The sequence below is a fragment of the Kitasatospora sp. NPDC057904 genome, assembly GCF_042887925.1.
GTDB lineage: Bacteria > Actinomycetota > Actinomycetes > Streptomycetales > Streptomycetaceae > Kitasatospora.
In genome coordinates, this window is the sequence record NZ_JBHVOL010000005.1 from 108,182 (window position 1) to 131,701 (window position 23,520).

General features: G+C 74.7%; 22 protein-coding genes. 15 read left to right on the top strand and 7 right to left on the bottom strand.

The genetic code is table 11. From position 1 onward, the window contains the following. Nucleotides 1–103: 103 nt before the first annotated feature. A complete protein-coding gene (locus ACFVSN_RS14940; protein ID WP_380440717.1) occupies nucleotides 104–1,411 on the bottom strand; it encodes a M18 family aminopeptidase in 1,308 nt (435 codons plus the stop codon). Nucleotides 1,412–1,721: 310 nt separating this feature from the next. On the opposite strand from ACFVSN_RS14940, the gene ACFVSN_RS14945 reads away from it, so the two are divergent. The 3 genes from ACFVSN_RS14945 to ACFVSN_RS14955 are packed head-to-tail and all read left to right on the top strand — an operon-like array spanning nucleotide 1,722 to nucleotide 5,214. Continuing rightward, nucleotides 1,722–3,275 carry a peptidoglycan-binding protein gene (locus ACFVSN_RS14945; protein ID WP_387955359.1) on the top strand — a complete coding sequence of 518 codons (1,554 nt, stop codon included), beginning with the start codon at nucleotides 1,722–1,724 and terminating at the stop codon, nucleotides 3,273–3,275. Next, on the top strand, nucleotides 3,272–3,967 hold the full coding sequence (locus ACFVSN_RS14950) for an ABC transporter ATP-binding protein (protein WP_380497145.1): 696 nt from the start codon (nucleotides 3,272–3,274) through the stop codon (nucleotides 3,965–3,967). The genes ACFVSN_RS14945 and ACFVSN_RS14950 overlap by 4 nt, the downstream gene beginning before the upstream one ends. After that, nucleotides 3,964–5,214, top strand: coding sequence for an ABC transporter permease (locus ACFVSN_RS14955; RefSeq protein ID WP_380509810.1), 1,251 nt, complete (start codon nucleotides 3,964–3,966; stop codon nucleotides 5,212–5,214). Before ACFVSN_RS14950 ends, ACFVSN_RS14955 begins: the two co-directional genes overlap by 4 nt. Nucleotides 5,215–5,299: 85 nt before the next feature. Here the strand turns inward: ACFVSN_RS14955 and ACFVSN_RS14960 are convergent, their stop codons facing one another. After that, on the bottom strand, nucleotides 5,300–7,129 hold the full coding sequence (locus ACFVSN_RS14960) for an acyl-CoA dehydrogenase (RefSeq protein WP_380440725.1): 1,830 nt from the start codon (nucleotides 7,127–7,129) through the stop codon (nucleotides 5,300–5,302). A 214-nt stretch (nucleotides 7,130–7,343) separates the two neighbouring features. Here ACFVSN_RS14960 and ACFVSN_RS14965 point away from each other — a divergent pair, with 214 nt between their 5' ends. Together ACFVSN_RS14965 and ACFVSN_RS14970 are read left to right on the top strand one after the other, a co-directional pair. After that, a complete protein-coding gene (locus ACFVSN_RS14965; protein WP_380440727.1) occupies nucleotides 7,344–7,847 on the top strand; it encodes an SseB family protein in 504 nt (167 codons plus the stop codon). A 138-nt stretch (nucleotides 7,848–7,985) separates the two neighbouring features. Beyond that, complete coding sequence (locus ACFVSN_RS14970; protein WP_387955361.1) at nucleotides 7,986–8,936, top strand: pirin family protein; 951 nt, start codon at nucleotides 7,986–7,988, stop codon at nucleotides 8,934–8,936. A 31-nt stretch (nucleotides 8,937–8,967) separates the two neighbouring features. Here ACFVSN_RS14970 and ACFVSN_RS14975 read toward each other — a convergent pair whose 3' ends face one another. After that, the gene (locus tag ACFVSN_RS14975; RefSeq protein WP_380440731.1) at nucleotides 8,968–9,789 is read right to left on the bottom strand and encodes an integrase; all 822 of its coding nucleotides are present in this window, start codon (nucleotides 9,787–9,789) and stop codon (nucleotides 8,968–8,970) included. A gap of 254 nt (nucleotides 9,790–10,043) precedes the next feature. On the opposite strand from ACFVSN_RS14975, the gene ACFVSN_RS14980 reads away from it, so the two are divergent. Then, a complete protein-coding gene (locus ACFVSN_RS14980; protein ID WP_387955363.1) occupies nucleotides 10,044–10,169 on the top strand; it encodes a hypothetical protein in 126 nt (41 codons plus the stop codon). 30 nt (nucleotides 10,170–10,199) lie between these two features. Here the strand turns inward: ACFVSN_RS14980 and ACFVSN_RS14985 are convergent, their stop codons facing one another. The 3 genes from ACFVSN_RS14985 to ACFVSN_RS14995 all read right to left on the bottom strand — a co-directional run bounded on the left by ACFVSN_RS14985 (nucleotide 10,200) and on the right by ACFVSN_RS14995 (nucleotide 12,736). Beyond that, on the bottom strand, nucleotides 10,200–10,808 hold the full coding sequence (locus ACFVSN_RS14985) for a TIGR03086 family metal-binding protein (protein ID WP_387955364.1): 609 nt from the start codon (nucleotides 10,806–10,808) through the stop codon (nucleotides 10,200–10,202). Nucleotides 10,809–11,151: 343 nt separating this feature from the next. After that, entirely contained in the window at nucleotides 11,152–12,474 is a 1,323-nt protein-coding gene (locus ACFVSN_RS14990) for an amidase (protein WP_387955366.1), read from the bottom strand. A 31-nt stretch (nucleotides 12,475–12,505) separates the two neighbouring features. Further along, nucleotides 12,506–12,736 (bottom strand): hypothetical protein, encoded by a 231-nt coding sequence (locus ACFVSN_RS14995; RefSeq protein WP_380440739.1) that lies wholly within the window; start codon nucleotides 12,734–12,736, stop codon nucleotides 12,506–12,508. Nucleotides 12,737–12,967: 231 nt separating this feature from the next. Between ACFVSN_RS14995 and ACFVSN_RS15000 the strand changes: the two genes are divergently transcribed. Together ACFVSN_RS15000 and ACFVSN_RS15005 are read left to right on the top strand one after the other, a co-directional pair. Then, on the top strand, nucleotides 12,968–13,912 hold the full coding sequence (locus tag ACFVSN_RS15000) for an LAETG motif-containing sortase-dependent surface protein (protein WP_387955368.1): 945 nt from the start codon (nucleotides 12,968–12,970) through the stop codon (nucleotides 13,910–13,912). Nucleotides 13,913–14,007: 95 nt separating this feature from the next. Continuing rightward, nucleotides 14,008–14,886 carry an NEW3 domain-containing protein gene (locus tag ACFVSN_RS15005; protein ID WP_387955370.1) on the top strand — a complete coding sequence of 293 codons (879 nt, stop codon included), beginning with the start codon at nucleotides 14,008–14,010 and terminating at the stop codon, nucleotides 14,884–14,886. Nucleotides 14,887–14,898: 12 nt separating this feature from the next. On the opposite strand, the gene ACFVSN_RS15010 is transcribed toward ACFVSN_RS15005, so the two are convergent. Next, nucleotides 14,899–15,540: an ATP-binding protein gene (locus ACFVSN_RS15010; RefSeq protein ID WP_380440745.1), complete on the bottom strand. Its 642-nt coding sequence runs from the start codon at nucleotides 15,538–15,540 to the stop codon at nucleotides 14,899–14,901. Nucleotides 15,541–15,769: 229 nt separating this feature from the next. Between ACFVSN_RS15010 and ACFVSN_RS15015 the strand changes: the two genes are divergently transcribed. From ACFVSN_RS15015 to pheA, 7 genes are all read left to right on the top strand, one after another. After that, nucleotides 15,770–16,609, top strand: a complete 840-nt coding sequence (locus ACFVSN_RS15015; protein ID WP_387955372.1) for a hypothetical protein — start codon at nucleotides 15,770–15,772, stop codon at nucleotides 16,607–16,609. Nucleotides 16,610–16,792: 183 nt separating this feature from the next. Then, complete coding sequence (locus ACFVSN_RS15020) at nucleotides 16,793–17,554, top strand: YcnI family protein (RefSeq protein WP_380440748.1); 762 nt, start codon at nucleotides 16,793–16,795, stop codon at nucleotides 17,552–17,554. Nucleotides 17,555–17,631: 77 nt separating this feature from the next. After that, complete coding sequence (locus ACFVSN_RS15025) at nucleotides 17,632–18,300, top strand: SCO family protein (protein ID WP_380498804.1); 669 nt, start codon at nucleotides 17,632–17,634, stop codon at nucleotides 18,298–18,300. Then, on the top strand, nucleotides 18,297–18,785 hold the full coding sequence (locus tag ACFVSN_RS15030; protein ID WP_380440752.1) for a copper chaperone PCu(A)C: 489 nt from the start codon (nucleotides 18,297–18,299) through the stop codon (nucleotides 18,783–18,785). The genes ACFVSN_RS15025 and ACFVSN_RS15030 overlap by 4 nt, the downstream gene beginning before the upstream one ends. Before the next feature lie 11 nt (nucleotides 18,786–18,796). Continuing rightward, a complete protein-coding gene (locus ACFVSN_RS15035; protein ID WP_387955374.1) occupies nucleotides 18,797–20,836 on the top strand; it encodes a FixH family protein in 2,040 nt (679 codons plus the stop codon). Nucleotides 20,837–20,838: 2 nt separating this feature from the next. Further along, nucleotides 20,839–22,122 (top strand): iron uptake transporter deferrochelatase/peroxidase subunit, encoded by a 1,284-nt coding sequence (efeB, locus tag ACFVSN_RS15040; RefSeq protein WP_387955376.1) that lies wholly within the window; start codon nucleotides 20,839–20,841, stop codon nucleotides 22,120–22,122. Nucleotides 22,123–22,265: 143 nt separating this feature from the next. Next, complete coding sequence (pheA, locus tag ACFVSN_RS15045) at nucleotides 22,266–23,201, top strand: prephenate dehydratase (protein WP_380439588.1); 936 nt, start codon at nucleotides 22,266–22,268, stop codon at nucleotides 23,199–23,201. Nucleotides 23,202–23,520 lie beyond the last annotated feature (319 nt).

Genomic DNA, 23,520 nt, shown 5'->3' on the forward strand with positions numbered 1-23,520 from the left:
CCGGGCCCGGGGGGGGGGCGCGGCGTGCGGCGGCGCCCCCGCCCGCGGGGCCCCGGCCCCCGGGGGCCGCCCCCCCCCCCCCCCCCCCCCACGTCCGGGCGCGTCAGCCCTCCAGGAAGGCCTTGATCGCGCCGGCCAGCAGGTACGGGTCGTCCGCACCGCACAGCTCGCGCGCCGAGTGCATGGACAGCGCCGCGATGCCGCAGTCGACCGTCCTGATGCCGAGGCGGGCCGCGGTGATCGGGCCGATCGTCGTGCCGCAGGGCATGGCGTTGTTGGAGACGAAGGACTGCCACGGCACGCCGGCCCGCTCGCAGGCCGCCGCGAACACGGCCCGGCCGACGCCGTCGGTCGCGTAGCGGTTGTTGACGTTGACCTTGAGGATCGGGCCGCCGTTCGGCATCGGGTGGTGGCCCGGCTCGTGCCGCTCGGTGTAGTTCGGGTGGATCGCGTGGCCCATGTCCGAGGAGAGGCAGACGGTGCCGGCCAGCGCCCGGGCGCGGTCCTCCGGGGAGCCGCCGCGCGCGTAGACGGTGCGGTCCAGGACGTTGCCGAGCAGCGGGCTCTGCGCGCCGGTGTCCGACTCGCTGCCGGTCTCCTCGTGGTCGAAGGCGGCCAGCACCGGGATGTACGGCAGGTCGGCGGCGCCCTCGGCGGTGGCGACGGCGGCGAGCGCCGCGGTGGCCGCGTGCACGGACAGCAGGTTGTCCAGGCGCGGGCCGGCCAGCAGCTCGCGGTCGCGGCCGAGGTAGGAGGCGGGCTGCACGTCGTGCGTCATGAGATCCCAGCCGACCACGTCGGCCGGCTCCAGGCCGGCCCGCTGGGCGACGTAGGAGATCAGGCCGCCCTCGTCGACCGGGCCGAGGCCCCAGATCGGGGTGAGGTGGCGCTGCTTGTCGAGCTTCATGCCGTCGTTGACCTGGCGGTCCAGGTGGATCGCCAGCTGCGGCACGCGCAGCAGCGGCTCGTCCAGCTGCACCAGGCGCCAGCTGCCGTCCTTCAGGGCCAGCCGGCCGGACAGGCCGAGGTCCCGGTCGAGCCAGGTGTTCAGCGGGACGCCGCCGTAGATCTCCACCGCGACCTGCCGCCAGCCGGCCGAGCCGGTGTCCGGCACCGGCTTGACCCGCAGGTTCGGCGAGTCGGTGTGCGTCCCGACCACGCGGAAGGGCGTCTCGGGCCCGGCGCCCTCGGGCAGGTACCAGGCGATGAGCGCGCCGCCGCGGATGACGTAGCGCCCACCGGCCGCGGCGTCCCACGCGTCCGTCTCGGCGACCTGCCGGAAGCCCGCCTTCTCCAGCCGCTCGGCGGCGCTCGCGACCGCGTGGTACGGGGAAGGCGAGGTTCCGAGGAACGCGATCAGATCATCGGTGTGCGTCCGGTCGAAGAACGCCTGTCGGGCGGCGGGCGACATACTGCTCCTGAGTCGATGGAGGGTCGGAGCCGAATGGGGGTCGGCTTCGCACCCTGAGCATATGCCCGTACACGGACAGGGCACTCGCAACCTCACAACGGATGCGAAACACAGACACAACCGTGAAGTACCGTCGCCCCCAGCACCTTTCACCCAGTGAACGCCCCTGGTCGCAGACGGTCATCCGCCCGCCGGGGGCCGCGGGCGCCGGCGGTGGCGCGACGGACCGGCCGGGCGGCCGATTCCGGACCGCGGCGGCGTCCGGTCGACGATACTTCGGTGCAGTGAAGTCACCGTGGGGAGGGGCGCGTTGACCACAACGACGATGACCGCCGGGGGCGCCGACGACGAGGTCGCCGATCCGCCGGCCGGGCCGTCCCGGGGTGCCCGGCGCAGGCGGGTGCTGGTGGGGGTGGCGGTGGCGGCGGCGCTGGTGGCGGTCGGCGGGCTGGGGGCCGCGGCGTTCGTGAAGTCGCCGGCCGAACGCGCGGCCCGGACGGCGCCGCCGCCGGAGAGCCTGCTCACCGCGCCCGTGGTGAGCCAGGTGCTGACGAGGTCGGTGACGGCGCGGGCGGTGGTGTACCCGCCGGCGCAGTACGACGTGGTGCCGTCGGCCGCGTCGCCGGAGATCACCCGGCTGTTCGTGTCGAAGCTCGGGGTCAGGACCGGGGACACCGCGGCGGCGGGTCGGCTGCTCGCGGAGGTGTCCGGGCAGCCGCTGTTCGCGCTGCCGGGGCCGGTGCCCGCGTACCGGGACGTCAAGCCGGGCGCCACCGGCCCGGACGTCGCCGAACTCCAGGACGCGCTGTCGGGGTTGGGGCACCCGATCGGCGACGACGACAAGGGGACGTTCGGCCCGGGGACGGCGGCGGCGGTGACGGCGTTCTACCGCGGGCTCGGCTACCCGGTGCCGACCACCGGCGCCACCACCCAGCAGGCTGTGGACACGGCGCAGAAGGCGGTGGACGCCGACCGCCGGACGGTGGACGGCCTCACCGCGCGGAAACGGGCCGGCGCCACCCAGGCACCCGCCCCGGCCGCCACTCCCGCAACACCCGCCACACCCCCGGCACCGGGCCCCGACATCGACGTCGACATCGACCAGCAACTGGCCGCCGCCAGGAAGCAGTTGGCCGCCGACCAGGTCGCACTGGAGAAGGCCAGGGCGGTGAACGGCCCGATGGTGCCCGCCGCCCACGTGCTGTTCCTGCCCGTGCTCCCGGCCGCCGTCACCGCCGTCAACGGGTCGGTGGGCTCGCCCGCCGCCGGCACGCTGCTGTCGCTGACCAGCGGCGGCCTGGACGTCACCGGCCAGCTGACACCGGGCCAGGCGGCGGGCGTCAAGCCGGGCATGGCCGCGGAGATCCTCGCCGAGGACACCGGCACCACCGTGTCCGGCACGGTCACCGAGGTCGGCGCCCCGACGACCACGCCCCCGGCCGGCAGGGTGATCACCCTCGGCGGCGGAGCGGCGGCACCCGGCGGCGCACCCCCGGGCGGGCCGGGCACGGTCGGCGGCGCGACGGGCGGCGCCGCCGGGGCACCACCCAACAACGCGGCCGGAACGCCGAGTTACGTCCCCGTCACGATCACCCCGAGCGGCCCGCTCCCACCCGCCCTGAACGGGAAGAACGTCCGCCTCACGATCCGCCGGGACGCGGCGAGCGCCCCCGTCACCGCCGTCCCGGTGGCCGCCGTCTCGACCGACGCCGCCGGACGGACGTCCGTCACCAGGGTCGACGCGGCCGGCAGCCGGACCGCCGTCCCCGTGAACACCGGCGTCTCCGCCGACGGCATGGTGGCCGTGACCCCGGCGGACGGCGCCGGACTGCGCCCCGGCGACCGGGTGGTGGTCGGGAAGTGACCCCCGGGCCCCCGGTCATCGCCCTCTCCGGCGTGGGCCGCACCCACCCCGGCCACCCGCCGGTGGTCGCCCTGCGCCCCTGCGACCTGACCGTCCGCCGCGGCGAGTACCTCGCCGTCACCGGCCCGTCCGGCTCCGGCAAGTCCACGCTGCTGCACCTGCTCGGCCTGCTCGACACCCCCACCACCGGCCGCTACGAGCTGGACGGCATCGACACCGGCGGCCTGCGCGACCGGGACCGCTCGACGCTGCGCGGGCGCCGGATCGGCTTCGTCTTCCAGTCCTTCCACCTGCTGGCGCACCGCACCGCGGCAGAGAACGTCGCCCTCGCCCAGGTCTACAACCGCACCCCGCCGCGGGCCCGCCGCGCCGCCGCCCTGGAGGCGCTGCGCCTGGTCGGGCTCGGCCACCGCACGGAGGCGCTGCCCGGCACGATGTCCGGCGGCGAGCGCCAGCGGGTGGCGATCGCCCGCGCCCTGGTGAACCGGCCGAGCCTGCTGCTGTGCGACGAGCCGACCGGGAACCTGGACTCGGCCGGCACGGAGACCGTCCTGGAGCGGTTCGACGCCCTGCACGCCCAGGGCTACACGCTGGTGGTGATCACCCACGACCCGGCCGTCGCCGCGCGCGCCGACCGCCGGGTGGCCATCCGCGACGGCGTGCTGGCCGAGGCCGGGGCGGCGGCCCCGTGAGGCGCCGCCCCGCACTGCCCGGGCCGCCCTCCCGGCTGAGCCCGCGCGACCTCCTCGCCGAGGCGCTCGCCGGCGTCCTGCAGCGCCCCGCCCGCTCGGCGCTGACGATGCTGGGCACGGTGCTGGGCATCGGCGCGTTCGTCGCCGTGCTCGGCCTCACCGCGACGGCCGCCGGCCAGATCGGCGCCCGGTTCAGCCTGACCGCGGCGACCACCGTCACGGTGACCGGCCACCCGCGCACCGACGGCGCCGCCCCCGGCACCAACCCGCCGAGCGACTTCCCCGCGGACACCGACCGGCGCCTCGCCGCGATCGACGGCGTCCGGGCCGGCGGCGTCTGGTGGCCGCTCCCCGGCGCCCCGGCGGTCTCCGCCCGCCCGGACGGCCCGGACGAGGGCGCCGGCCTGTCCGTGTTCGCGGCCACACCGGGCGCCGTCGCCGCGATGGAGCCGACGCTGACGGCCGGCGTCACCATGGACCCGTTCGTCCAGCGGACGGCGCAGCCGGTGGTGCTGCTGAGCGAGGCCGCGGCGCGGCGCCTCGGGGTGAGCCGGCTGGACGCCCGGCCCGCGGTGTTCATCGACGCCGTCCCGTACACGGTGATCGGCGTCTACGCGGACGTCCGGCGGCAGCCGGGCGCCCTGCTCGGCCTGGTGATCCCCGCCAGTACGGCGCTGGAGCGCTACGGCGACCCGGCCCCGCAGCCGGACCGCGGCGTCCAGGCCCTGGTGGCGACCAGGGTCGGCGCGGCGCCGGTGGTGGCCGCGCAGATCCCGCTCGCCCTGCGGCCGGACGCCCCGCAGGCGTTCACCGTCGTGCCGCCGCCGGACCCGCACGGCCTGCGGGACGGCGTGACCTCCGACCTGACCGGTCTGTTCCTCGGCCTGGCCGGCATCTGCCTGCTGGTCGGCGCGGTCGGCATCGCCAACACGACGCTGGTGGCCGTGCTGGAGCGGACGGAGGAGATCGGGCTGCGCCGCTCGCTGGGCGCGCGTACCGGCCACGTCGCGGCCCAGTTCCTCACCGAGTCGACCGCGCTGGGCACCCTGGGCGGCCTGGTCGGCACGAGCCTCGGCGTGGTGACGGTGGTCGGGGTCGCCGCCGCCCGCGGCTGGACCGCCGTGCTCCAGCCCGCCGCCACCCTGCCGGCCCCGCTGATCGGCACGCTGGTGGGTCTCCTGGCCGGCCTGTACCCGGCGCTCCGGGCGGCCCGCACGGACCCGCTGAAGGCCCTGCGGAGCGGGTGAGCGGGGAATGGCGAAGGGCCCGACCGAGTGGGTCGGGCCCTTCGCCATGAGGGTTTCGCCAGGTGGTTCGGGTAGCGCGAGGGCCTTAGAAGGCCTCCTCCGCCAGGTCCATGATCTCGTTGTCGATGCCCTCGGCGATCAGGCGCTGCGGGGCGACGGTCGGCAGGACGTTCTTGGCGAAGAAGCGGGCCGCCGCGACCTTGCCCTGGTAGAACGGGACGTCCTTCTCCGAGGCGCCGGCCTCCAGCTTGGCCAGGGCCACCGCGGCCTGGCGCAGCAGCAGCCAGCCGACCACGACGTCGCCGGAGACCATCAGCAGGCGGGTGGTGTTGAGGCCCACCTTGTACATGTTCTTGACGTCCTGCTCGACCGAGGAGAGGTCGGCCAGCAGCTTGCCGACGATGCCCTCCAGGTCGCCGGCGGCCTTGGCGAGCAGCTCGCGCTCGGCGGCCAGGGCGTCGCCGCCCTCGGCCGAGGCGAGGAACTTCTGGATCTGCTCGGACAGCGCGGTGAGGGCCTGGCCGCCGTCCTTGACGATCTTGCGGAAGAAGAAGTCCTGGCCCTGGATCGCCGTGGTGCCCTCGTAGAGGGTGTCGATCTTGGCGTCGCGGATGTACTGCTCGATCGGGTACTCCTGCAGGTAGCCGGAGCCACCGAAGGTCTGCAGGGACTGGGCGAGCTGCTCGTAGGACTTCTCCGAGCCGTAGCCCTTGACGATCGGCAGGAGCAGGTCGTTCAGGCGCTCGGCGGCCTCGTCGTGCTCACCGCGCAGCTTGGCGGCCATCATGTCGTCCTGGGTGGACGCGGTGAACAGGACCAGCGCGCGCATGCCCTCGGCGTAGGCCTTCTGGGTCAGCAGCGAGCGGCGCACGTCCGGGTGGTGGGTGATGGTGACGCGCGGGGCGGTCTTGTCCAGGAACTGCGAGATGTCGGCGCCCTGCACGCGCTCCTTGGCGTACTCCAGGGCGTTCAGGTAGCCGGTGGAGAGGGTGGCGATGGCCTTCGTGCCGACCATCATGCGGGCGAACTCGATGATCTTGAACATCTGGCGGATGCCGTCGACCTTCTCGCCGAGCAGCCAGCCCTTGGCCGGGTGCTTGGCACCGAAGGTCATCTCGCAGGTGTTCGAGGCCTTGAGGCCCATCTTGTGCTCGACGTTGGTGGCGTAGACGCCGTTGCGCTCGCCGAGCTCGCCGGTCTCCCAGTCGAAGTCGAACTTCGGGACGATGAACAGACCGAGGCCCTTGGTGCCCGGCTTACCGCCCTCGGGGCGGGCCAGCACCATGTGGATGATGTTCTCGGACATGTCGTGCTCGCCCGAGGTGATGAAGCGCTTGACGCCCTCGATGTGCCAGGAGCCGTCCTCCTGCCGGATCGCCTTCGTGCGGCCGGCGCCCACGTCGGAGCCCGCGTCGGGCTCGGTGAGGACCATGGTGGAGCCCCACAGGCGGTCGGTCATCCGCTTGGCGACCTCCAGCTGCTCCTCGGTGCCCTCCTCGGCGATGACGCCGGCGAAGGCCGGGCCGGAGGAGTACATCCAGATGGCCGGGTTCGAGCCGAGGATCTGCTCGGCGAAGGCCCAGATCAGCGAGTTCGGGGTGACCTGGCCGCCGATGGACTCCGGGATGCCCAGGCGCCACCACTCGGCGTCCATGAAGGTCTGGTAGCTCTTCTTGAACGTGGCCGGGACCGGGGCGGTGTTGGTCTCCGGGTCGAAGACCGGCGGGTTGCGGTCGGCGTCGACGAAGGACGCGGCGAGGTCGTTCTCGGCGAGGCGCGCGATCTCGCTCAGGATGTTCTTCGCGGTCTCGACGTCCATGTCGGCGAACGGTCCGGTGCCGTACACCTGGTCGCGGCCGAACACCTCGAAGAGGTTGAACTCCACGTCCCGCAGGTTGGACTTGTAGTGACCCATGGCCGTTTTCTCCGGTTCGTCGCTTCCGGGTGACCGCCGCGTTCGGGCGTCCCGTACCCACCAGTAGGCATCATGATGCTACCCAGCGGTAACTTGGGCAAGCCCCCGGCGGTGAATCCGCTATGAACGTGGTCACGTCCCACAAGGCGGGACGACGACTCCTTGTCAGGATCGACGCCAGCACGGGCGGGTGCGCTCCCGCTAGCCTGTCCGTGTGTACGGATATGACCAGAACGCATACCCGGGCGACCCCTACCAGCAGCAGGCGGGTCCGCAGCCGGGCATGAACGGCATGCCCGGCGCCGACGCCTACGGCGCGCAGTCCCAGGCGTCCCAGCAGTCGCTCTACCCGGAACCGTCCCCGCCGTCCCTCGCGGACGCCGTCCGGGCCTTCACCACCGGGTCGATGGCCGTCGAGGACTTCCAGGCCATCTTCATCACCTCCAAGGTGCACTGCCCGCGCGGTGAGCGCCCCGGCTTCCTGGCGCTGCACAACACGCCCACGCCGGTGATCCCGATGTTCAGCTCGCTGAAGGAGCTGCGCCGCTACGCCGGCAAGGACTCCAAGCACTTCACCGTGACCGGCGCCGAGGTCCTGGACCTCCTGCCGACCGGCTACGGCTTCGCACTGGACATGGAGGGCGAGCACCGGATGGTCTTCGACGCGAAGGCCGTGGAGCAGATGGTGGACTTCACCATGCGCCGCATGTACGGCTGAGACAGCCTGGAGCGGGACGTCCGAAGCAGGAGCCGAACTCCGCCACACCCACATAGTTCAACTTTCAACTTGCTACTTGTTGAGAATTGAACTACTCTCGTGGACGTAGGCCAGAGGAACCCCCCGAAGGAGGCCGACATGCCCGCCGTGACCGTCGAGAACCCGCTGACCCTCCCGCGCGTCGCCACCCCCGACCCCGCCGCCACCAGTGCACGGCCCGTCCTCACCGTGGTCACCGCGCCCGAGGGCTTCGAGGGCGAGGGCTTCCCGGTGCGCCGCGCCTTCGCCAAGATCAACACCAAGTACCTCGACCCGTTCATCATGATGGACCAGATGGGCGAGGTGGAGTACGCCGCCGGCGAGCCCAAGGGCACGCCCTGGCACCCGCACCGCGGCTTCGAGACCGTCACCTACCTGATCGACGGCGAGTTCATCCACAAGGACTCGCACGGCGGCGGTGGCCACCTCGGCGGCGGCGACACCCAGTGGATGACGGCCGGCTCCGGCATCCTGCACATCGAGACCCCGCCGGAGTCGCTGGTGCTGTCCGGCGGCCTGTTCCACGGCATCCAGCTGTGGGTCAACCTCCCGGCGTCCGACAAGATGACCGCCCCGCGCTACCAGGACATCCACGGCGGCCACGTCAAGCTGCTCTCCACCCCGGACGGCGGCTCGATCCTGCGGCTGATCGCGGGCGAGCTGGGCGGGCACCAGGGGCCGGGCGTCACCCACACCCCGATCACCCTGCTGCACGCCACCGTCACCCCGGGCGCTCAGATCACCCTGCCGTGGAAGCAGGACTTCAACGCGCTGGCGTACGTCCTGAACGGCGACGGCACGATCGGCGCCGAGCGCCGGCCGATCCGCAGCGGACAGGCCGCGGTGTTCGGCGAGGGCGACACGATCACCATCGCCGCCGACGCCAAGCAGGACTCCCGGCACCCCAACCTGGACGTCATCCTCCTGGGCGGGCAGCCGATCCGGGAGCCGGTCGCCTGGTACGGGCCGTTCGTCATGAACAGCCACCGCGAGCTGGAGCAGGCCATGCGGGACTTCCAGTCCGGCAGCTTCGGCCACCCGGTCGACTGACCGGACCCGCGGACCCGGACGCCTCGGTCGCCTACAGCAGCGCGTAGACGGCCGAGGCGTCGTCCTGCGCCTTGCCGCGCGGCCACCGCTCGCACGCGGCGTCCGCCCGCTCGACCTCGCGGACCTGGGCGATCAGCTCCCCCGGTCCCGACTCGGCGAGCAGCCGCAGGGCGTCCGCCCAGCTGCCCAGGCCGAAGCGCTCGGTGTAGCGCGAGGCGCCGTCGGTCAGCGCCGCCAGCGCCCGCAGGCGCTCCAGCCGGACGAAGCCCGTCTCGGCGTGCCCGGCCGCGCGCGGACTGGCCGCGGCGATCCACGGGCCGTTCCCGGTGTTGCGCGCGGCGCGGACGGCGAGCGCGTACTCCATGTGCAGCGCGGCCCGCTCGGTGGAGCCGGGCACGGTCTGCCAGATCTGCCGGCGCAGGCCCTCGCCGCCGGGGAAGCGCTGGTTGTCCCCGATCACCCGCGGCGGGCCGTCCTTGAACTCCAGCACCAGCAGCGAGTCGCCGAGCACCAGGTACTCCAGCGACTCGCCGTGCCGCCGCGCGGCGACGACCATCGCGGCGGGCGTGTTCGGGTGGGCCAGGTCGCACCGGCCGCCGTGCAGCGCGGCCGTCTCGACGATGGCGTCGGCCAGGCACTCGGCGATCGAGCGGTCCACCCGGTCGGTGAGCCGGGCGAGCAGGTGCACGCCCAGCCGGCGGACGTACCAGGCCGTCCCGTGCCGGCAGCCGGACTCCAGGCCGGCCGGTGAGCTCGCACCGTCCAGCAGTACCAGCGCTTCCGGCGAAGCCGCCGCGAAGTCCTCGCTCTCGCGGCCGGGCCGCCGTGCTTCCCCTGCGAGCTGTAGCTGCATCCCGACAGTGTGGCCGCCTCCCCCGGCCCGCGCCCAGACCCTTGCGCCGGTGTGGCGCGAGCCGGGGCCCTCGGGGTGACCGGCGTCCGGTGGCAGCCGGGGCAATCCGGCCATACCGTCGGATACCGAGTGGACAATTCGGCCAATCAGGGCCGGTCGGGTTTGCGGTCCACCTTCGGGTGGCGGGCCGCACCCGGGACTGACGGTTCCGGCGGCCCCGCCCCCGACGGCTCCCGATCGACGAGGAGCGGGACATGTTCTGGCAGTTCATCGTGGTGCTGGCGGCCGGGCTCGGCTTCCCGACCGCCGCACTGCTCTTCCTGATCGGCGGGCCGCGATTCCCCGACGAGGACCGCGGGCCCGAGCGGCCGCGCGGCTGACCGCCCGGCGGGGTCCGGGGCCCCGCCGGCTCAGGGCGTCCAGGCCGGGTCGCGGCCGAGCAGCGCCAGCGCGCGCTCGAACGGCCCGTATGCGCCGTCCTGCCGGAGGCGCTCGCGGAACGCGCGGTCCGGCCCGCGGCTCTCCGGCCCGGCCGGGACCAGCTCGGACACCGACACCAGCGCCCCGGCCAGCACCGGGTCGGCGTCGACGGCCGCGGCGAGGCCGGACGGCGCGCCGAGGGCGGCCGCGACGTCCCAGCCGTGCACCAGCGTGTCGACGAGCTGGAAGCCCACCGCCAGCTCCAGCGGGAACGGGCCGCCGTCGCGGATCTCGGGCAGCCACAGCTTCCGGTCCGCCGCGGCGGCCTCGGCGAACGCCTCCTTGAGGTCCTCCGCCGTGCGCCGGAAGGCGCCCGCCGGGTCGTCGCCCACCGGGGCGTCGGCCCACAGCGCGAGGTCCGGCCCGGCGCCGCGCGCGGCGGCGGCGAAGCCCTGGTGCTGGCCGACCACGTGTTCCATCAGCCGGCGCAGGTTCCAGTCCCCGCACGGCGTCGCCAGCTCCAGGTGCTCCGGCATGACGGTGTCGACGACCTCGGCGGCCAGTTCCACCGAGCGGGCGTACAGCGCTGTCAGTTCCATCGGATCGCACTCTCCTGGCCGGCGGCCACGCAGCCGACGGCTTGGTCGATGACGGTGGGTTCGGTGACGATCCTGCGGTGGCCCGGCCCCGGGTGAGCAGCAGGCCGGGGCGGTCGCCGTGGGCGGCCTTGAGCCGGTGGGCGTGGTCGGGGCCGACCGCGGTGTCGCCCTCATCGTGCACGACGGGGATCCGGGCGTCGATCTCTTTCGGACTCTTCCCGGACGGTGAGCGGCGTCGAGGCGCGCTGCCACGGGTTCTCGACTCCGGCGAACGGCTCGCACTCCAGACGATGCGTCAAGTCCCGTTCCACTGCCGCATAAGGCCCGGACCGGCCGACACCACCTAGAGCGGGCGCTTCGCCAACTCCGTTTCCAGGAAGGCGGCGAAGGACAGCAGAGATTCGTCCCGCCCTGCCGCGCCCACGAGTTGGAGGCCCAGCGGCAGCCCGTCCGCCGTCCGTCCGGCGGGCAGGCTCACGGCGGGCAGGCCCAGGTGGCTCCACGGCAGCGACATCACCCCGTCCCCCGTGCCGTGCAGGCCCTTCGGCGCCCCGCCGGTGGCGGACGGCGCCAGCCAGAGGTCCACCGCGTGCTCGCGCATCGACCCGGCGACCAGCTCGCGCAGGTGCTCGCGCGCCCGCAGCGCGGCCTCGTGGTCCTCCGGCGCGACGGCCTGGCCCTGCCGGATGCTCGCGACCGTCTCCGGGCGGTAGAGGGAGCCGAAGCGGGCGAACCAGTCGGCGTGGCTGCGGGCCAGCTCGAAGCGGTTGACCGTCCGCAACTGCCGGGCGATCTCCTCGAACCCGATCCCGAAGCCCAGCCGCCGCACCGTCATCCCGGCCGCCTCGAACCGCTCCACCTGCGCGTCGTACGCCCGCAGCGCCTCCGCGTCGGCCCGCTCCAGGTACCGGCGGTCCGGCACGCCGAGCACCGGCGGCCTCCGGACGGCGCCCGCCCCGGCCCGCTCCCAGCCGTCGCAGAGCAGTCCGGCCGCCAGGGCCGCCCCGGCCACGTCCGCGGCGAACACGCCCAGCGTGTCGAAGGACGGCGCGTTCGGGATCACCCCCGCCATCGGGATCCGCCCGTACGTCGGCCGGAAGCCCACCACCCCGCAGTACGCGGCGGGCCGGATCACCGAGCCGACCGTCTGCGTCCCCACCGCGAGCGTCACCAGCCCGGCCGCGACCGCCGCCGCCGAACCGCTGCTCGACCCGCCCGGGGTGTGGTCCGGGTGGTGCGGATTGCGGGTCGGCCCCGGCGCGGTGGCCGCGAACTCGGCCGTCACCGTCTTGCCCGCCACGAGCGCCCCGGCCGCCCGCAGCCGGTCCACGACGACGGCCTGCGGCCCGGCGAGCACGCCCGGCGGCAGGGCGGATCCGGCGTGGGTGGGCAGGCCGTCCACGTGGATGATGTCCTTGATCCCGACCGCCACCCCGTACAGCGGCGGCCGCCCGGCCGGCCCGGGGTACCTGCGGGCCAGCGCGCGGGCCTCCTCGTGCAGCCGGTGGTGGCGCCCCGGCTCGGGGACGAAGGCGTGGATCAGCGGGTCGATCCGCTCGACGCGGGCGCACAGCCGCTCGACGTACTCGGTCAACGGCGGGTCACCGGCGCGCAGTTCGGCGGCCTCGCGGGTCAGCGACCGGGGCCGGACAAGGGGTTCCTCCATGCCGATCACGGTAGCCCGCGCGCCGGGGGCGCTACTGGTGCTCGGCGCCCAGGTACGGCGACTCGCGCAGGAAGTACGCCCCGCAGGTGTGGCAGCAGAGTTCGGGGGTCTTCCCCCAGTCCACCGCGTCCCGGACCGGCGCCCCCGCCTCCAGCTCCCGGCCGCACATCGCGACCTGCTCGGCACCCCGGACCACGTGCCACAGCCGCACCCCGTCCGACGGACCGCCGGCGCCGTACTCGGCTCGCATCTGGTGCATCATGCCCCCATCGTCCGACCCCCCGAACGGCCCGGCAACCGGGGCGGACCCGGGCCGGACCACGGGCCGCACCGAGCGTCCCTTTATATCGATCGTATTTCGACAGCCCCTGATCGAGATCAGGCCACCACCGGCCGGTATGGTTCGCGGGCGCGACCACCGCCGACGCCCCGCCGTCGCCGCCCCAAGTCGCCTGAAAACGGACAGAATTCACCCAAAGCTGGAGCATTGACCGTGCGCTCTTCCCGCCTCCTGGCCGCGTCCACCCTCGTGGCGCTCTCGCTCGGCGCCACGGTTGGCACCGCCACCGCGAGCGCCGTCGGCATCACGCCGACCCCGACCGCCACCGAGACCTCCACCTCGACGGCCACCCCGGGCACCCCGGGCACCCCGGCGCCGACCGCCCCCACGGGCGCGCCGACCACCAAGCCGACCGGCCTGCCCAACCCGACGCCGACCAACAGCGACCGCTGCAACGGCGGCGTCTACCAGAGCGGGCTCCTCAAGGTCACCGGCACCGGCCTGTACGGCACCACCCTGGTCAAGGGCGGCCCGGCCGCCGAGGTCAGCCTGACCTGGGAGAACAACAGCGGCGTCGACCTGCCGGTCGTTCACAACTCGCTCTACCTCACCGACGAGATGCAGGAGCGCCCGGTCGACTGGAGCCCGGAGTTCTTCACCGTCCAGCTGAAGACCGCCGGCGGCTGGAAGCAGCTGACCGACAAGGACCGCGTCCTGCAGATGCAGGACTTCAAGCTGGCCAAGGGCGAGAAGTTCACCGTCCAGCTGCGGATCGCCGCCAACGCCAAGGCCCCGGCCGGCAAGTACGGCGGCAACTACGAGGCCGGCTCGGACGCGTTCGACAACGACAAGGTCCCCACCCCGGCCAACACCAAGCCGAACGCCTGCACCCAGTTCCTCGCCGATTTCGAGGGCAACTTCCAGGTCGCCGAGGCGGGTGCCGCCACCGCCCCGGCCGGCGCCGCCCCGGCCGCCACCACCCCGGCCACCGCCGCCTCCGCGTCGCCGTCCGCCCCGGCCGCCGCGGGCCCGCACCTGGCCGAGACCGGTGCCTCGTCCACCACCCTGCCGATCGCCGTCGGCGGTGCCGCGGTGCTCGTCGCGGGCGCCGGCACCCTGTTCTTCCTGCGCCGTCGCAAGGCCGGCACGAACAGCTGACCAATTCACCGGGGGGCGGGGACAACCGTTCCCGCCTCCCGGTGGTCTTCCCAGCCGGAGTAGCGACACCCGACCCCACCGCTGGAGCCCCGACCATGCGTTCCCCCCGGCTGCCCGCCGCCTGCGCCCTGCTCGTGCTCACCACCGGCACGGTCGCCGCCGGCGCCGCCCCGGCCCTCGCCGACCCGGCCCCCACGACCTCGGCGGGCCCGACCGCCCCGGCCACCGGGGAACCGACCGCGCCCGCCACCGCTCCGGCGGCGACGCCCACTGCGACCGGCACGCCCACCGCCGCCGCGACCCCGACGGCCACCGGCTCGCCGTGGCCCTACAACTGCCCCGAGGGCCCGATGGCCGCCCCGATGCCGGCCACCGCCGCCGGCCCGGCCGGCGGCGCCGTGGTGACCGGCGGAGCACCCGGCGAGCTCTCGGTGACCTTCGACAACACCAGCAGCGCCACGGTCCGTGAGCTGGCCACGACCTTCACGCTGGCCGGCAAGGACGGCGCGGCCACCGGGCTCGACGTCAAGCTGCGCGCGCCCGGCGGCGACTGGAAGCCGCTCACGGGGACGAACACCGGCACCTACGGGATCGAGCACGGCCAGAAGCTGACCCTCCAGGTGCGGGTGACGGCCGGAGCGGGCGCGGCACCCGGGGACTACCGCTTCGCGTTCGCGGCCAGGTCCGAGGTGCTGCCGATCGGTTCGGCCCCGGCGAAGAAGTACACCTGCCCCCAGCTGACCGCGAGCACCGGCGGCACCTTCGCGGTGACCGACCACGCCCCGGCCGGCGCCTCCGGCACGACCGCCCCGGCCGCCGCACCGAGCCCGGCCCGCACCGCCGACCGGCTCGCCGACACCGGCGGCGGCACCGGCTCCACCCCCATCGCGGTCACCGGCGCCGCCACCATCGCGCTGGGCGCCGCCCTCCTGCTGCTCACCCGCCGCCGCACCACCGCGGTCGAAGAGGACTGATCCCGGGGGCGACTACGACGCGGCCTGGAGCAGCGCGCCGTCCTGCCACTTGAGGATCTTGTCGAAGCTCACGATCGCCCCCCGCAGGGGGTGGTTGCGGAGCTGGACGTGGTCGGTGAGCGCGTGGATGAGGAAGAGGCCCCGGCCGGATTCGGCGGTGAGGTCGGGGAGGGTGTCGAGGTCCACCGGACGCAGCGTCGGGGGCTGGGGGCGACAGGGCAGGACGTGGGTGTCGTAGGGGCGGCCGTCGCGGCGCGGGCGGTGCCCGGTCAGCACCCGGGCGGGGACGGTCGCGCGCCCGCGGCGGGAGCGGCGCGGGGCCGGGTGGGCCTGCGCCTGGGGCGGGGCCGGCGGGCGGCGCCGGGGCAGCGGCGAGGGGGCCGCGGTCGGCGCGGGCAGGCCCGGGCCGGAGTCGGTGACCTCGATCCGCAGGCGGTCGCCGCAGATCGACGCGGTGACCTGGAAGCCCTCGTCGGGCCGCCCGCCGGCGCCGTGCTCGACGGCGTTGGCGCAGGCCTCGCTGAGCGCGACGCCGAGGTCGTCGGCGATCTGCGGGTCGACGCCCGCCGTCGCCATGGCACCGAGCAGGATGCGCCGGGCCAGCGGGACGCTGGCCGGGTCGCGCTTGAGGTGCAGAGTCCACCAGATGTCCACGGGAGGTCCCTCCTGGCTGCGGCTCCACATACAACTAGGTATCTCCGGCCGTTCCGCCGGTGAACCGTGACGGAGGTCCGCGACCGCCCGTTCGGCGGATGGACTGGCGCGGTGGTCTGTGCCGAGCGGCGCACACGCGAGCGCACGCGCCTCGGCCGGACGGGGGATTCGTAGGCATTTCCCACCCTGCCCCCGGTGGCGTGGTAGGCGATGAGATGATGGCCCGGCCATGACTGCCCTCGCCGCCGCCCCGCACCCGGGCGCCCCCGCACCGGACGCGCCGGTGGGGGCCGCCGCCTGGGACCTGCGGCTTGCCAGGGCCGTTCCGTTCGCCCTCGTCTGCACCCTGATCGCGGCCGCCGGGCACGCCCTGACGGGCGGCGGCGACGTCGCCCCGCCCGCCCTCGCGACGGGCTTCGCGGCGGTGCTGGTGCTCGCGGTGGCGTTCGGCGGGCGGGAGCGTTCGCTGGCGGCCATCGCCGGTGCACTGGGCGCGGGCCAGCTGGGTCTGCACTGCCTCTTCCACGGCTTCGGCGCCCTCGTCGGCGACTCCGGCGCCGCGTCGATGGCCGGGATGCACCACGGCGCTTCCGGCCCGCTGACCCTGCCGCAGGTGGCCGGCCGGCTGATCTGCAACGAGGCGCACCCGGGCACGCTGACCGGGCTGCCGGGCGGTCCGACGGCCGAGCAGCTGGTGTCGTCGGCCGGGCTGGACCCGGCCGCGTTCCCGGCCGTGCCGTGGTGGCAGGGCGGCGTGTTCGGCATGACGCCGGCGATGCTGGCGGGCCACCTGGCCGCGGCCCTGGTGGCCGGCTGGTGGCTGCGGCGCGGCGAGGCGGCGCTGTGGCGGCTGGTGCGGGTGGCCGCGACGGCCGCGCGCGAGCACTGGGCGGCGCCCCTGCGGTCGGCGTTCGCGCTGGTCGCGGCGCTGCTGCGGGGTCTGCTCGGGGCGGCGGGCCCGGCCCGCCGGTTCGGTGTCCGGGGCGGGGAGCACCCGCTGCCCGGGGGTGCCGTGCTGCGGCACAGCGTGGTGCGGCGCGGGCCGCCGGCCGGGGTGTTCGCGTACTGACCAGCCCCCTGGTGCCCCGTTCCTGCCGGGCACCGGGCGTGCGCAGGTCGCCGGGCCGCACCCGCGTTCACGTCGCGGCGGTCCGTGCGCCGTTCCACCCCCACACGTCCCCACGCGCGGACCCCGACCGGGCCTGATCCCGGCGGGCCGGTCCGCCGAGCTCCGAACGGAGACCCCGAACCCATGCGTTCCCTTCCCACCCGCCGCATCGCCGCCGCCCTCGCCGTCGCCGCCACTTCCGTCGTGGTGCTGGCCGGACCGGCCTTCGCGCACGTCACCGTGAACCCGGGCTCGGCCGCCCAGGGCGGTTACACGGCCGTCGACTTCCGGGTGCCGAACGAGAGCGACTCGGCGAGCACCGTGAAGCTGGAGGTCAACCTCCCGCTGGACCACCCGCTCGCCTCGGTCCGGACGCTGCCGATGCCGGGCTGGACCGCGACCGTCGAGAAGGCCAAGCTCGACAAGCCGATCAAGGTGCACGGCGCCGACGTCAACGAGGCCGTCTCCAGGATCACCTGGACCGCCGACGCCGGCACCAAGATCGCCCCCGGGCAGTTCCAGGAGTTCCGCGTCTCGCTCGGCCCGCTGCCGTCCGACGCCGACAGCATGGCCTTCAAGGCCCTGCAGACCTACGACAACGGCGACGTCGTCCGCTGGATCGACGAGTCCCAGGCCGGCCAGCCCGAGCCGGCCCACCCCGCGCCCGTCCTGAAGCTCACCAAGGCCGCCGGCGACGACGGCCACGGCGTCTCCGCCACCGCCTCCCCGGCCGCGGGCGGCCACGGGCACGGCGACAGCGCCGACCAGGCCCAGGCCTCGGACGGCGACAAGAAGAGCAGCGACTCCACCGCCCGGGTGCTCGGCGTCGTCGGCATCGTCGTCGGCGTGATCGGCACCGCCGTCGGCGTGATCGGCCTGCGCCGCAAGAGCGGCACCGCCTCCTGACCCCCGCGCCGGCGGGGCCGCTCCCGCACCCCGGGAGCGGCCCCGCCGGCGGACCACCGCGCACGATCGGAACCCGCATGCCCCGCACCACCCGCACCACCCGCCTGGCCGGCGCGGCCGCCGTCGCCCTGGCCGCCGCCCTCACGCTGACCGCCTGCGGGTCCTCCGGCGGCGGCTCGACCGCCGCCAAGGTGACGCAGCAGAAGGACGCGACGCCGTACGAGGGCACCAAGCTCGCCAAGAACTTCGAGAAGCCGGACCTGACGCTGACCGACACCTCCGGCCAGCCCTTCGACCTGCGCCAGCGCACCAGCGGCAAGAGCCTGCTGCTGTTCTTCGGCTACACCAGCTGCCCGGACGTCTGCCCGACCACCATGGGCGACATCGGCGTCGCCATGAAGGGCCTCTCCCCCGAGGAGCGGCAGAAGATCGACGTCGTGTTCGTCTCCACCGACCCGCAGCGCGACACGCCCAAGGTGCTGCGCACCTGGCTCGACTCGATGGGCAGCGACTTCATAGGCCTCACCGGCGACCTGGAGAAGGTCAAGACCGCCGCCAGGTCGCTCGGCATCATGATCGAGGACCCGGTGGTCAACGCCGACGGCACCGTGACCTCCACCCACGGCGCGCAGGTGCTGGCCTTCCTCCCCTCGGACGACAAGGCGCACGTGCTGTACATGAGCGGCACCGAGGTGAAGACCTACCAGCACGACCTGCCGCTGCTCGCCAAGGGGGTCGCGGCATGACGATGCTCGGCTTCCGCCGGACCGCGCTCACCGGCGCGGTGCTGGCGACGGCCCTGGGCGGCGGCGCCTTCCTGGCCGCCTGCGGGGCGGGCGGCCAGGACGGTGCCGCCGGCGGGGCGGCCAGGCTGAGCGTCGCCGACTCCTACATCCCGCTGCCCCCGGCGGGCGGGATGGCGGCCGGCTACCTGACCGTGCGCAACGACGGCGGCGAGGACCAGCTGGTCAAGGTGACCAGCCCGGGCGCCGGATCGGTCACCATGCACCAGTCGACGGCGTCGACCATGGAGCAGGTCGACCGCCTGGACGTGCCCGCGCACGGGGCGCTGCAGTTCACCCGGGGCGGCACCCATCTCATGATCATGGGTTGGCAGAAGGCCCCGGCCCTCGGGGACGAGCTGGAGCTCGACCTGACCTTCGCCAAATCCGGCACCATCTCCGTCAAGGTGCCGGTCAAGGAGCTCACCTACCGTCCCGGCCAGAGTTAGGGTCCGCCAGCATGGAGAAGGCCTCGCACCGCCGGATCGCAGCCCCGCGCACCGCCCCCCGCCGCATCGCCGGCCTGCTCGGCCTGCTCGGCGCGCTGTTCGCGCTGATGCTCGCCGGCGCCGTCCCGGCCTCCGCGCACGCCACCCTGGAATCCACCGACCCGCACCAGAACTCGGTGCTCGCCACCGCCCCGCAGGCGGTCACGCTGACCTTCAGCGAGGGCGTGTCGCTCTCCGGCGACTCGGTCCGGGTGCTCGACCCGGCCGGCAAGGCGGTCGACACCGGTAACCCGGGGCACGCCGACGGCAGGACCGACACGGCCCGGGTCGGGCTCAACCCCGGCCTCGCCAACGGCACGTACACGGTGGCCTGGCGGGCCGTCTCGGAGGACTCCCACCCCGTCGGCGGCGCGTTCACCTTCTCCATCGGCGCGCCCTCGGACACCTCGGTGTCCGCCACCGCGCTCCAGGGCGCCAAGGCGGACGGCGTGGTCGCCGCGCTGTACGGCACCGGGCGCACCGTCGCGTACGTCGCGTTCGCACTGCTCGCCGGCGCCGCCGCGTTCACCCTGATCTGCTGGCCCGCCGGGGTGGCCCGGCGCTCGGTGCAGCGGCTGCTGATGACCGGCTGGGTGGCGCTGCTGGTGTCCACCGTCGCGGTGCTGATGCTGCGCGGGCCGTACGAGCGCGGCTCGGGGATCGGGCAGGCCCTCGACCTGTCGCTGGTGCGCACCACGCTGGACGAGCGGATCGGCACCGCGCTGGCCGCCCGGCTGCTGCTGCTCGCGGCGAGCGGGGTGTTCCTGTCGCTGCTGGTCGGCCAGTTGGGGCAGCCGGGGCCGGAGGGCGAGGACGAGCACGGCGACGGAGGCGACGACTCGAGCGCCGGGGCCCCCGGGGCCGCCGAGAACGCCGAGGCCGCCGAACTGCGCGAGCTGGAGCGGCGCGCCGCCCGGCGCCCGCAGCGCGAGGCCCGGATCGGGCTCGGCGTCGGCGGGCTGGTGCTGGCGGTCGCCCTCGCGGCGACCTGGGTCGGCGCGGACCACGCCTCGGTGGGCATCCAGGTCTGGCTGGCGCTGCCGCTCGGCCTGCTGCACCTGATCGCGATGGCGTTCTGGCTGGGGGGCCTCGCCTCGCTGCTGGTCGCGCTGCGCGAGGGCGTCGGCGCGGAGGTCGTCGACCGCTTCTCCAAGATCGCGTTCGGCTCGGTCGCGGTGCTCGTCGTCACCGGCGTCTACCAGTCCTGGCGCGGCCTCGGCAGCTGGGGCGCACTGACCGGCACCGAGTACGGGCGGCTGCTGCTGGTGAAGACCGGCTGCGTGGTCGCGATGCTCGGCGTCGCCTGGATCTCCCGCTCCTGGCTGGCCCGGCTGCGCTCGGCCCCGGCCGAGGCCGCCGAGGTCGAACCGGCCGAACTGCCGGAGCCGGTGGCCGTCGCGGCGCACTCCGAGGACCCGGTCCGCCGGGCCCAGCTGGAGCGCCAGCGGGCCGCCGTGGCGAGCGCCGGCCGGGCGCGCGGCCTGACCCCGACCCGGGCCGGGCTGCGCCGCTCGGTGCTGGTCGAGGCGGCGGTCGCGGTGGCCGTGCTGGTGGTCACCACGATGCTCACCAACTCCCCGCCCGGGCGGGTCGCGGGCGAGGTCCGGGCCGGGGGCGCCGCGGCGCCGGCGGCCGGCGGGGTCGCTCCCGCGCAGACCCAGCCGGGCCGCACCGTGGAGCTCAAGCTCCCGTACGACACCAAGGGCCGCACCCCGAACGCCAAGGGCACCGCGACGGTGACCGTCAACCCGGCGGGAACCGGCTCCAACGAGGTGAAGCTCGCGCTGGACGGCACCGACGGCAAGCCGGTGGACGTCCCCGAGGTGCAGCTCGCCTTCACCCTGCCGGACCGCGACCTCGGCCCGCTGCCCGTGCCGCTGACCCCCGAGGGCACCGGCCGCTGGAGCGGCACCGCGCAGCTGCCGCTGGCCGGGGAGTGGGTGGTGTCGGTGCAGATCCGCTCCTCCGACATCGACCAGACCACCCCGACGAAGTCCCTGAAGATCGGCTGAGCATGACCGACAGCACCACCGGCAGCACCACCGGCAGCGCCACCGCACGGACCGGCTTCACCCGGCGCGCCCTGCTCGGCACCGCCGGCGCGGGGCTGGTCGTCGGCGCCGGCGCCGGGGTCGCCGGGGCGGTGGCCCTGGAGCGCCCGGCCGCCGGCGGCGGGCCGGGCGGCGGCCCGGCGCTCGGCGCGGCCCGGGTCCCGTTCTTCGGCGAGCACCAGGCCGGCATCCTCGAACCGCAGCAGGCCCGGGTCCAGCTCGCCGCCTTCGACCTGGCCGACGGCGCCGGGCGGGACGGGCTGCGCGGCCTGCTCCGGCGCTGGTCGCGCACGGCGGCCCGGCTGACCGCCGGGGAGCCGGCCGAGGAGTTCGAGAACCAGATCGCGCTGGACGCCGGCCCCTGCTCGCTGACGCTCACCTTCGGCTTCGGGGCCGCCCTGTTCGACAAGGCCGGGCTGGCCGACCACCGACCGGCCGCCCTCGAACCGCTGCCCGCCTTCCCCGGCGACGCGCTCGACCCGGCACACGGCGACGGCGACCTGTTCGTCCAGATCGGCGCCGACGACGCCCTCGTGGCCGTGCACGCCCTGCGGGTGCTCCAGCGCCAGGCGGCCGGGACGGCCTCGCTGCGCTGGCAGTGCGGCGGCTTCGCCCGCACCCCGGGCGCCACCCCGCACCCGATGACCGGCCGCAACCTGATGGGCCAGATCGACGGCAGCAACAATCCGAAGCCCGCCGACGACGGCTTCGCCGCCAAGGTGTTCGCCGCCGCCGGGGGCGACCAGCCGGCCTGGACGGCCGGCGGCTCCTACCTGGTGTTCCGGCGGATCCGGATGCTGCTCGACCACTGGGAGGCGCTGCCGGTGGACCGCCAGGAGCGGGTGATCGGGCGGCGCAAGTCGGACGGCGCGCCGCTCGGCACGCCCGCCGGGGCCGGGGAGCACGCCGCGGTGGACCTGTCCGCCCAGGACGGGGACGGCGCCCTGGCGATCCCCTCCGACGCGCACATCCGGGTCGCCGCACCGGCCTCCAACGGCGGCGCGGCCATGCTGCGGCGCGGATTCTCGTACCACGACGGCCTGTTGGCGGACGGTTCGCCGGACGCCGGACTGCTCTTCCTCGCCTTCCAGGCCGACCCGCGCAAGGGCTTCACCCCGGTGCAGCGCAAACTGTCCCGCGGCGACGGCCTCTCCCGCTTCCTGCGGCACGAGGCGAGCGGCCTGTACGTCGTGCCGCCCGGCGCCCCGCAGGGCGGGTACGTGGGGCAGCAGCTGCTGGACGCCTGAACCCACCGCCCGCCGCCGGCGCCGGGCGGCGCGACCGCCGAACTGCTGGACGGCGGCGGCGGATCCCGCCCATCGGAACGCTTTCCTGGGCGGGGAACGGAGTGGCTATGGTGGCTACTTCGACCTGACGAGACGGAGACGGCATGTCGGCCACCCGCTACACCTACCTCGGCCCGGCGGGCACCTTCACCGAGGCGGCCCTGCGCACCCTGCCCGAGGCGGCGACCCGGGAGCTGGTGCCGCTGGCCTCGGTGCCGCTGGTGCTGGACGCGGTGCGCGGCGGCGAGGCCTCCGGCGCCTTCGTGCCGATCGAGAACTCCGTCGAGGGCGCCGTCACCGCGACCAGCGACGAACTCGCCTCCGGCACACCGCTCATGATCTACCGTGAGGTGCTGCTGCCGATCTCCTTCGCGCTGCTGGTGCGCCCCGGCACGGAGCTGTCGGAGGTCAAGACCGTCACCAGCCACCCGGTGGCCCAGCCGCAGGTGCGGCGCTGGATGGCGGCCAACCTGCCGGACGCGCGGTGGGAGGCGGCCGCGTCCAACGCGGACGGCGCCCGGCTGGTGGCCGAGGGCCGCTACGACGGCGCGTTCGCGGGCGAGTTCGCGGCGCCGATCTACGGGCTGGACCCGCTGGTCAAGGAGATCGCCGACGCGCAGAACGCGACCACCCGGTTCGTCCTGGTCGGCAAGCCGGGGCGGGTCTCGTCGCCGACCGGGGCGGACAAGACCTCGATGGTGGCCTGGCTGCCGGACGACCACCCCGGTGCGCTGCTGGAGCTGCTCCAGGAGTTCGCGGTGCGCGGGATCAACCTGATGCGGATCGAGTCCCGGCCGACCGGCGAGGGGCTGGGCAGCTACTGCTTCCTCATCGACTGCGAGGGCCACCTGTCCGAGCGGCGGGTGGGCGAGGCGCTGATGGGCCTCAAGCGGATCTGCCCGCAGGTGCGTTTCCTCGGCTCCTATCCCCGCGCCGACCGGCAGGAGTCCTCGCACCGGCGGCCCGGGACCTCGGACGAGGATTTCGCGGCGGCGGCCGACTGGCTCTCGCGCGCCCTCGACGGCCGCGGCGACATCTGAGCGACACCCTTTGTCTTTCTGACCTTTTCCGACCGTTTTCGCCCGGACCCTCCGGGCGGGGCGGGTGACCGCACCCGTCGTCCACAGGCGCGTCCGGACCCGGAACCCGCTGTCCACAGGGCCACCCGCTATCCACAGCCGAAAGTTATCCACAGGCCTGGGGATGAGTCGACAAACCGGTATAGCCACTGCGCAGAACGGTCAGATCATCGGTTTGCTTCGCAGAGTTGACTAATCGGACCAGAGTCACCCGCCTGCCAGCAAATCACCCGTTCCAGTGCTTCAATTCCCTCGCCCGAGAAGGTCGAATGAGGTTTGA

Excerpts from the sequence above, each read along its gene's own strand:
- pheA (WP_380439588.1), top strand. The coding sequence starts at position 22,266 with ATGTCGGCCACCCGCTACACCTACCTCGGCCCGGCGGGCACCTTCACC.
- ACFVSN_RS15035 (WP_387955374.1), top strand. The coding sequence starts at position 18,797 with ATGGAGAAGGCCTCGCACCGCCGGATCGCAGCCCCGCGCACCGCCCCC.
- ACFVSN_RS14970 (WP_387955361.1), top strand. The coding sequence starts at position 7,986 with ATGCCCGCCGTGACCGTCGAGAACCCGCTGACCCTCCCGCGCGTCGCC.
- ACFVSN_RS14940 (WP_380440717.1), bottom strand. The coding sequence starts at position 1,411 with ATGTCGCCCGCCGCCCGACAGGCGTTCTTCGACCGGACGCACACCGAT.
- ACFVSN_RS14995 (WP_380440739.1), bottom strand. The coding sequence starts at position 12,736 with ATGATGCACCAGATGCGAGCCGAGTACGGCGCCGGCGGTCCGTCGGAC.
- efeB (WP_387955376.1), top strand. The coding sequence starts at position 20,839 with ATGACCGACAGCACCACCGGCAGCACCACCGGCAGCGCCACCGCACGG.
- ACFVSN_RS15005 (WP_387955370.1), top strand. The coding sequence starts at position 14,008 with ATGCGTTCCCCCCGGCTGCCCGCCGCCTGCGCCCTGCTCGTGCTCACC.
- ACFVSN_RS14980 (WP_387955363.1), top strand. The coding sequence starts at position 10,044 with ATGTTCTGGCAGTTCATCGTGGTGCTGGCGGCCGGGCTCGGCTTCCCG.
- ACFVSN_RS15015 (WP_387955372.1), top strand. The coding sequence starts at position 15,770 with ATGACTGCCCTCGCCGCCGCCCCGCACCCGGGCGCCCCCGCACCGGAC.
- ACFVSN_RS15030 (WP_380440752.1), top strand. The coding sequence starts at position 18,297 with ATGACGATGCTCGGCTTCCGCCGGACCGCGCTCACCGGCGCGGTGCTG.
- ACFVSN_RS15025 (WP_380498804.1), top strand. The coding sequence starts at position 17,632 with ATGCCCCGCACCACCCGCACCACCCGCCTGGCCGGCGCGGCCGCCGTC.
- ACFVSN_RS15020 (WP_380440748.1), top strand. The coding sequence starts at position 16,793 with ATGCGTTCCCTTCCCACCCGCCGCATCGCCGCCGCCCTCGCCGTCGCC.
- ACFVSN_RS14990 (WP_387955366.1), bottom strand. The coding sequence starts at position 12,474 with ATGGAGGAACCCCTTGTCCGGCCCCGGTCGCTGACCCGCGAGGCCGCC.
- ACFVSN_RS14985 (WP_387955364.1), bottom strand. The coding sequence starts at position 10,808 with ATGGAACTGACAGCGCTGTACGCCCGCTCGGTGGAACTGGCCGCCGAG.
- ACFVSN_RS14960 (WP_380440725.1), bottom strand. The coding sequence starts at position 7,129 with ATGGGTCACTACAAGTCCAACCTGCGGGACGTGGAGTTCAACCTCTTC.
- ACFVSN_RS14975 (WP_380440731.1), bottom strand. The coding sequence starts at position 9,789 with ATGCAGCTACAGCTCGCAGGGGAAGCACGGCGGCCCGGCCGCGAGAGC.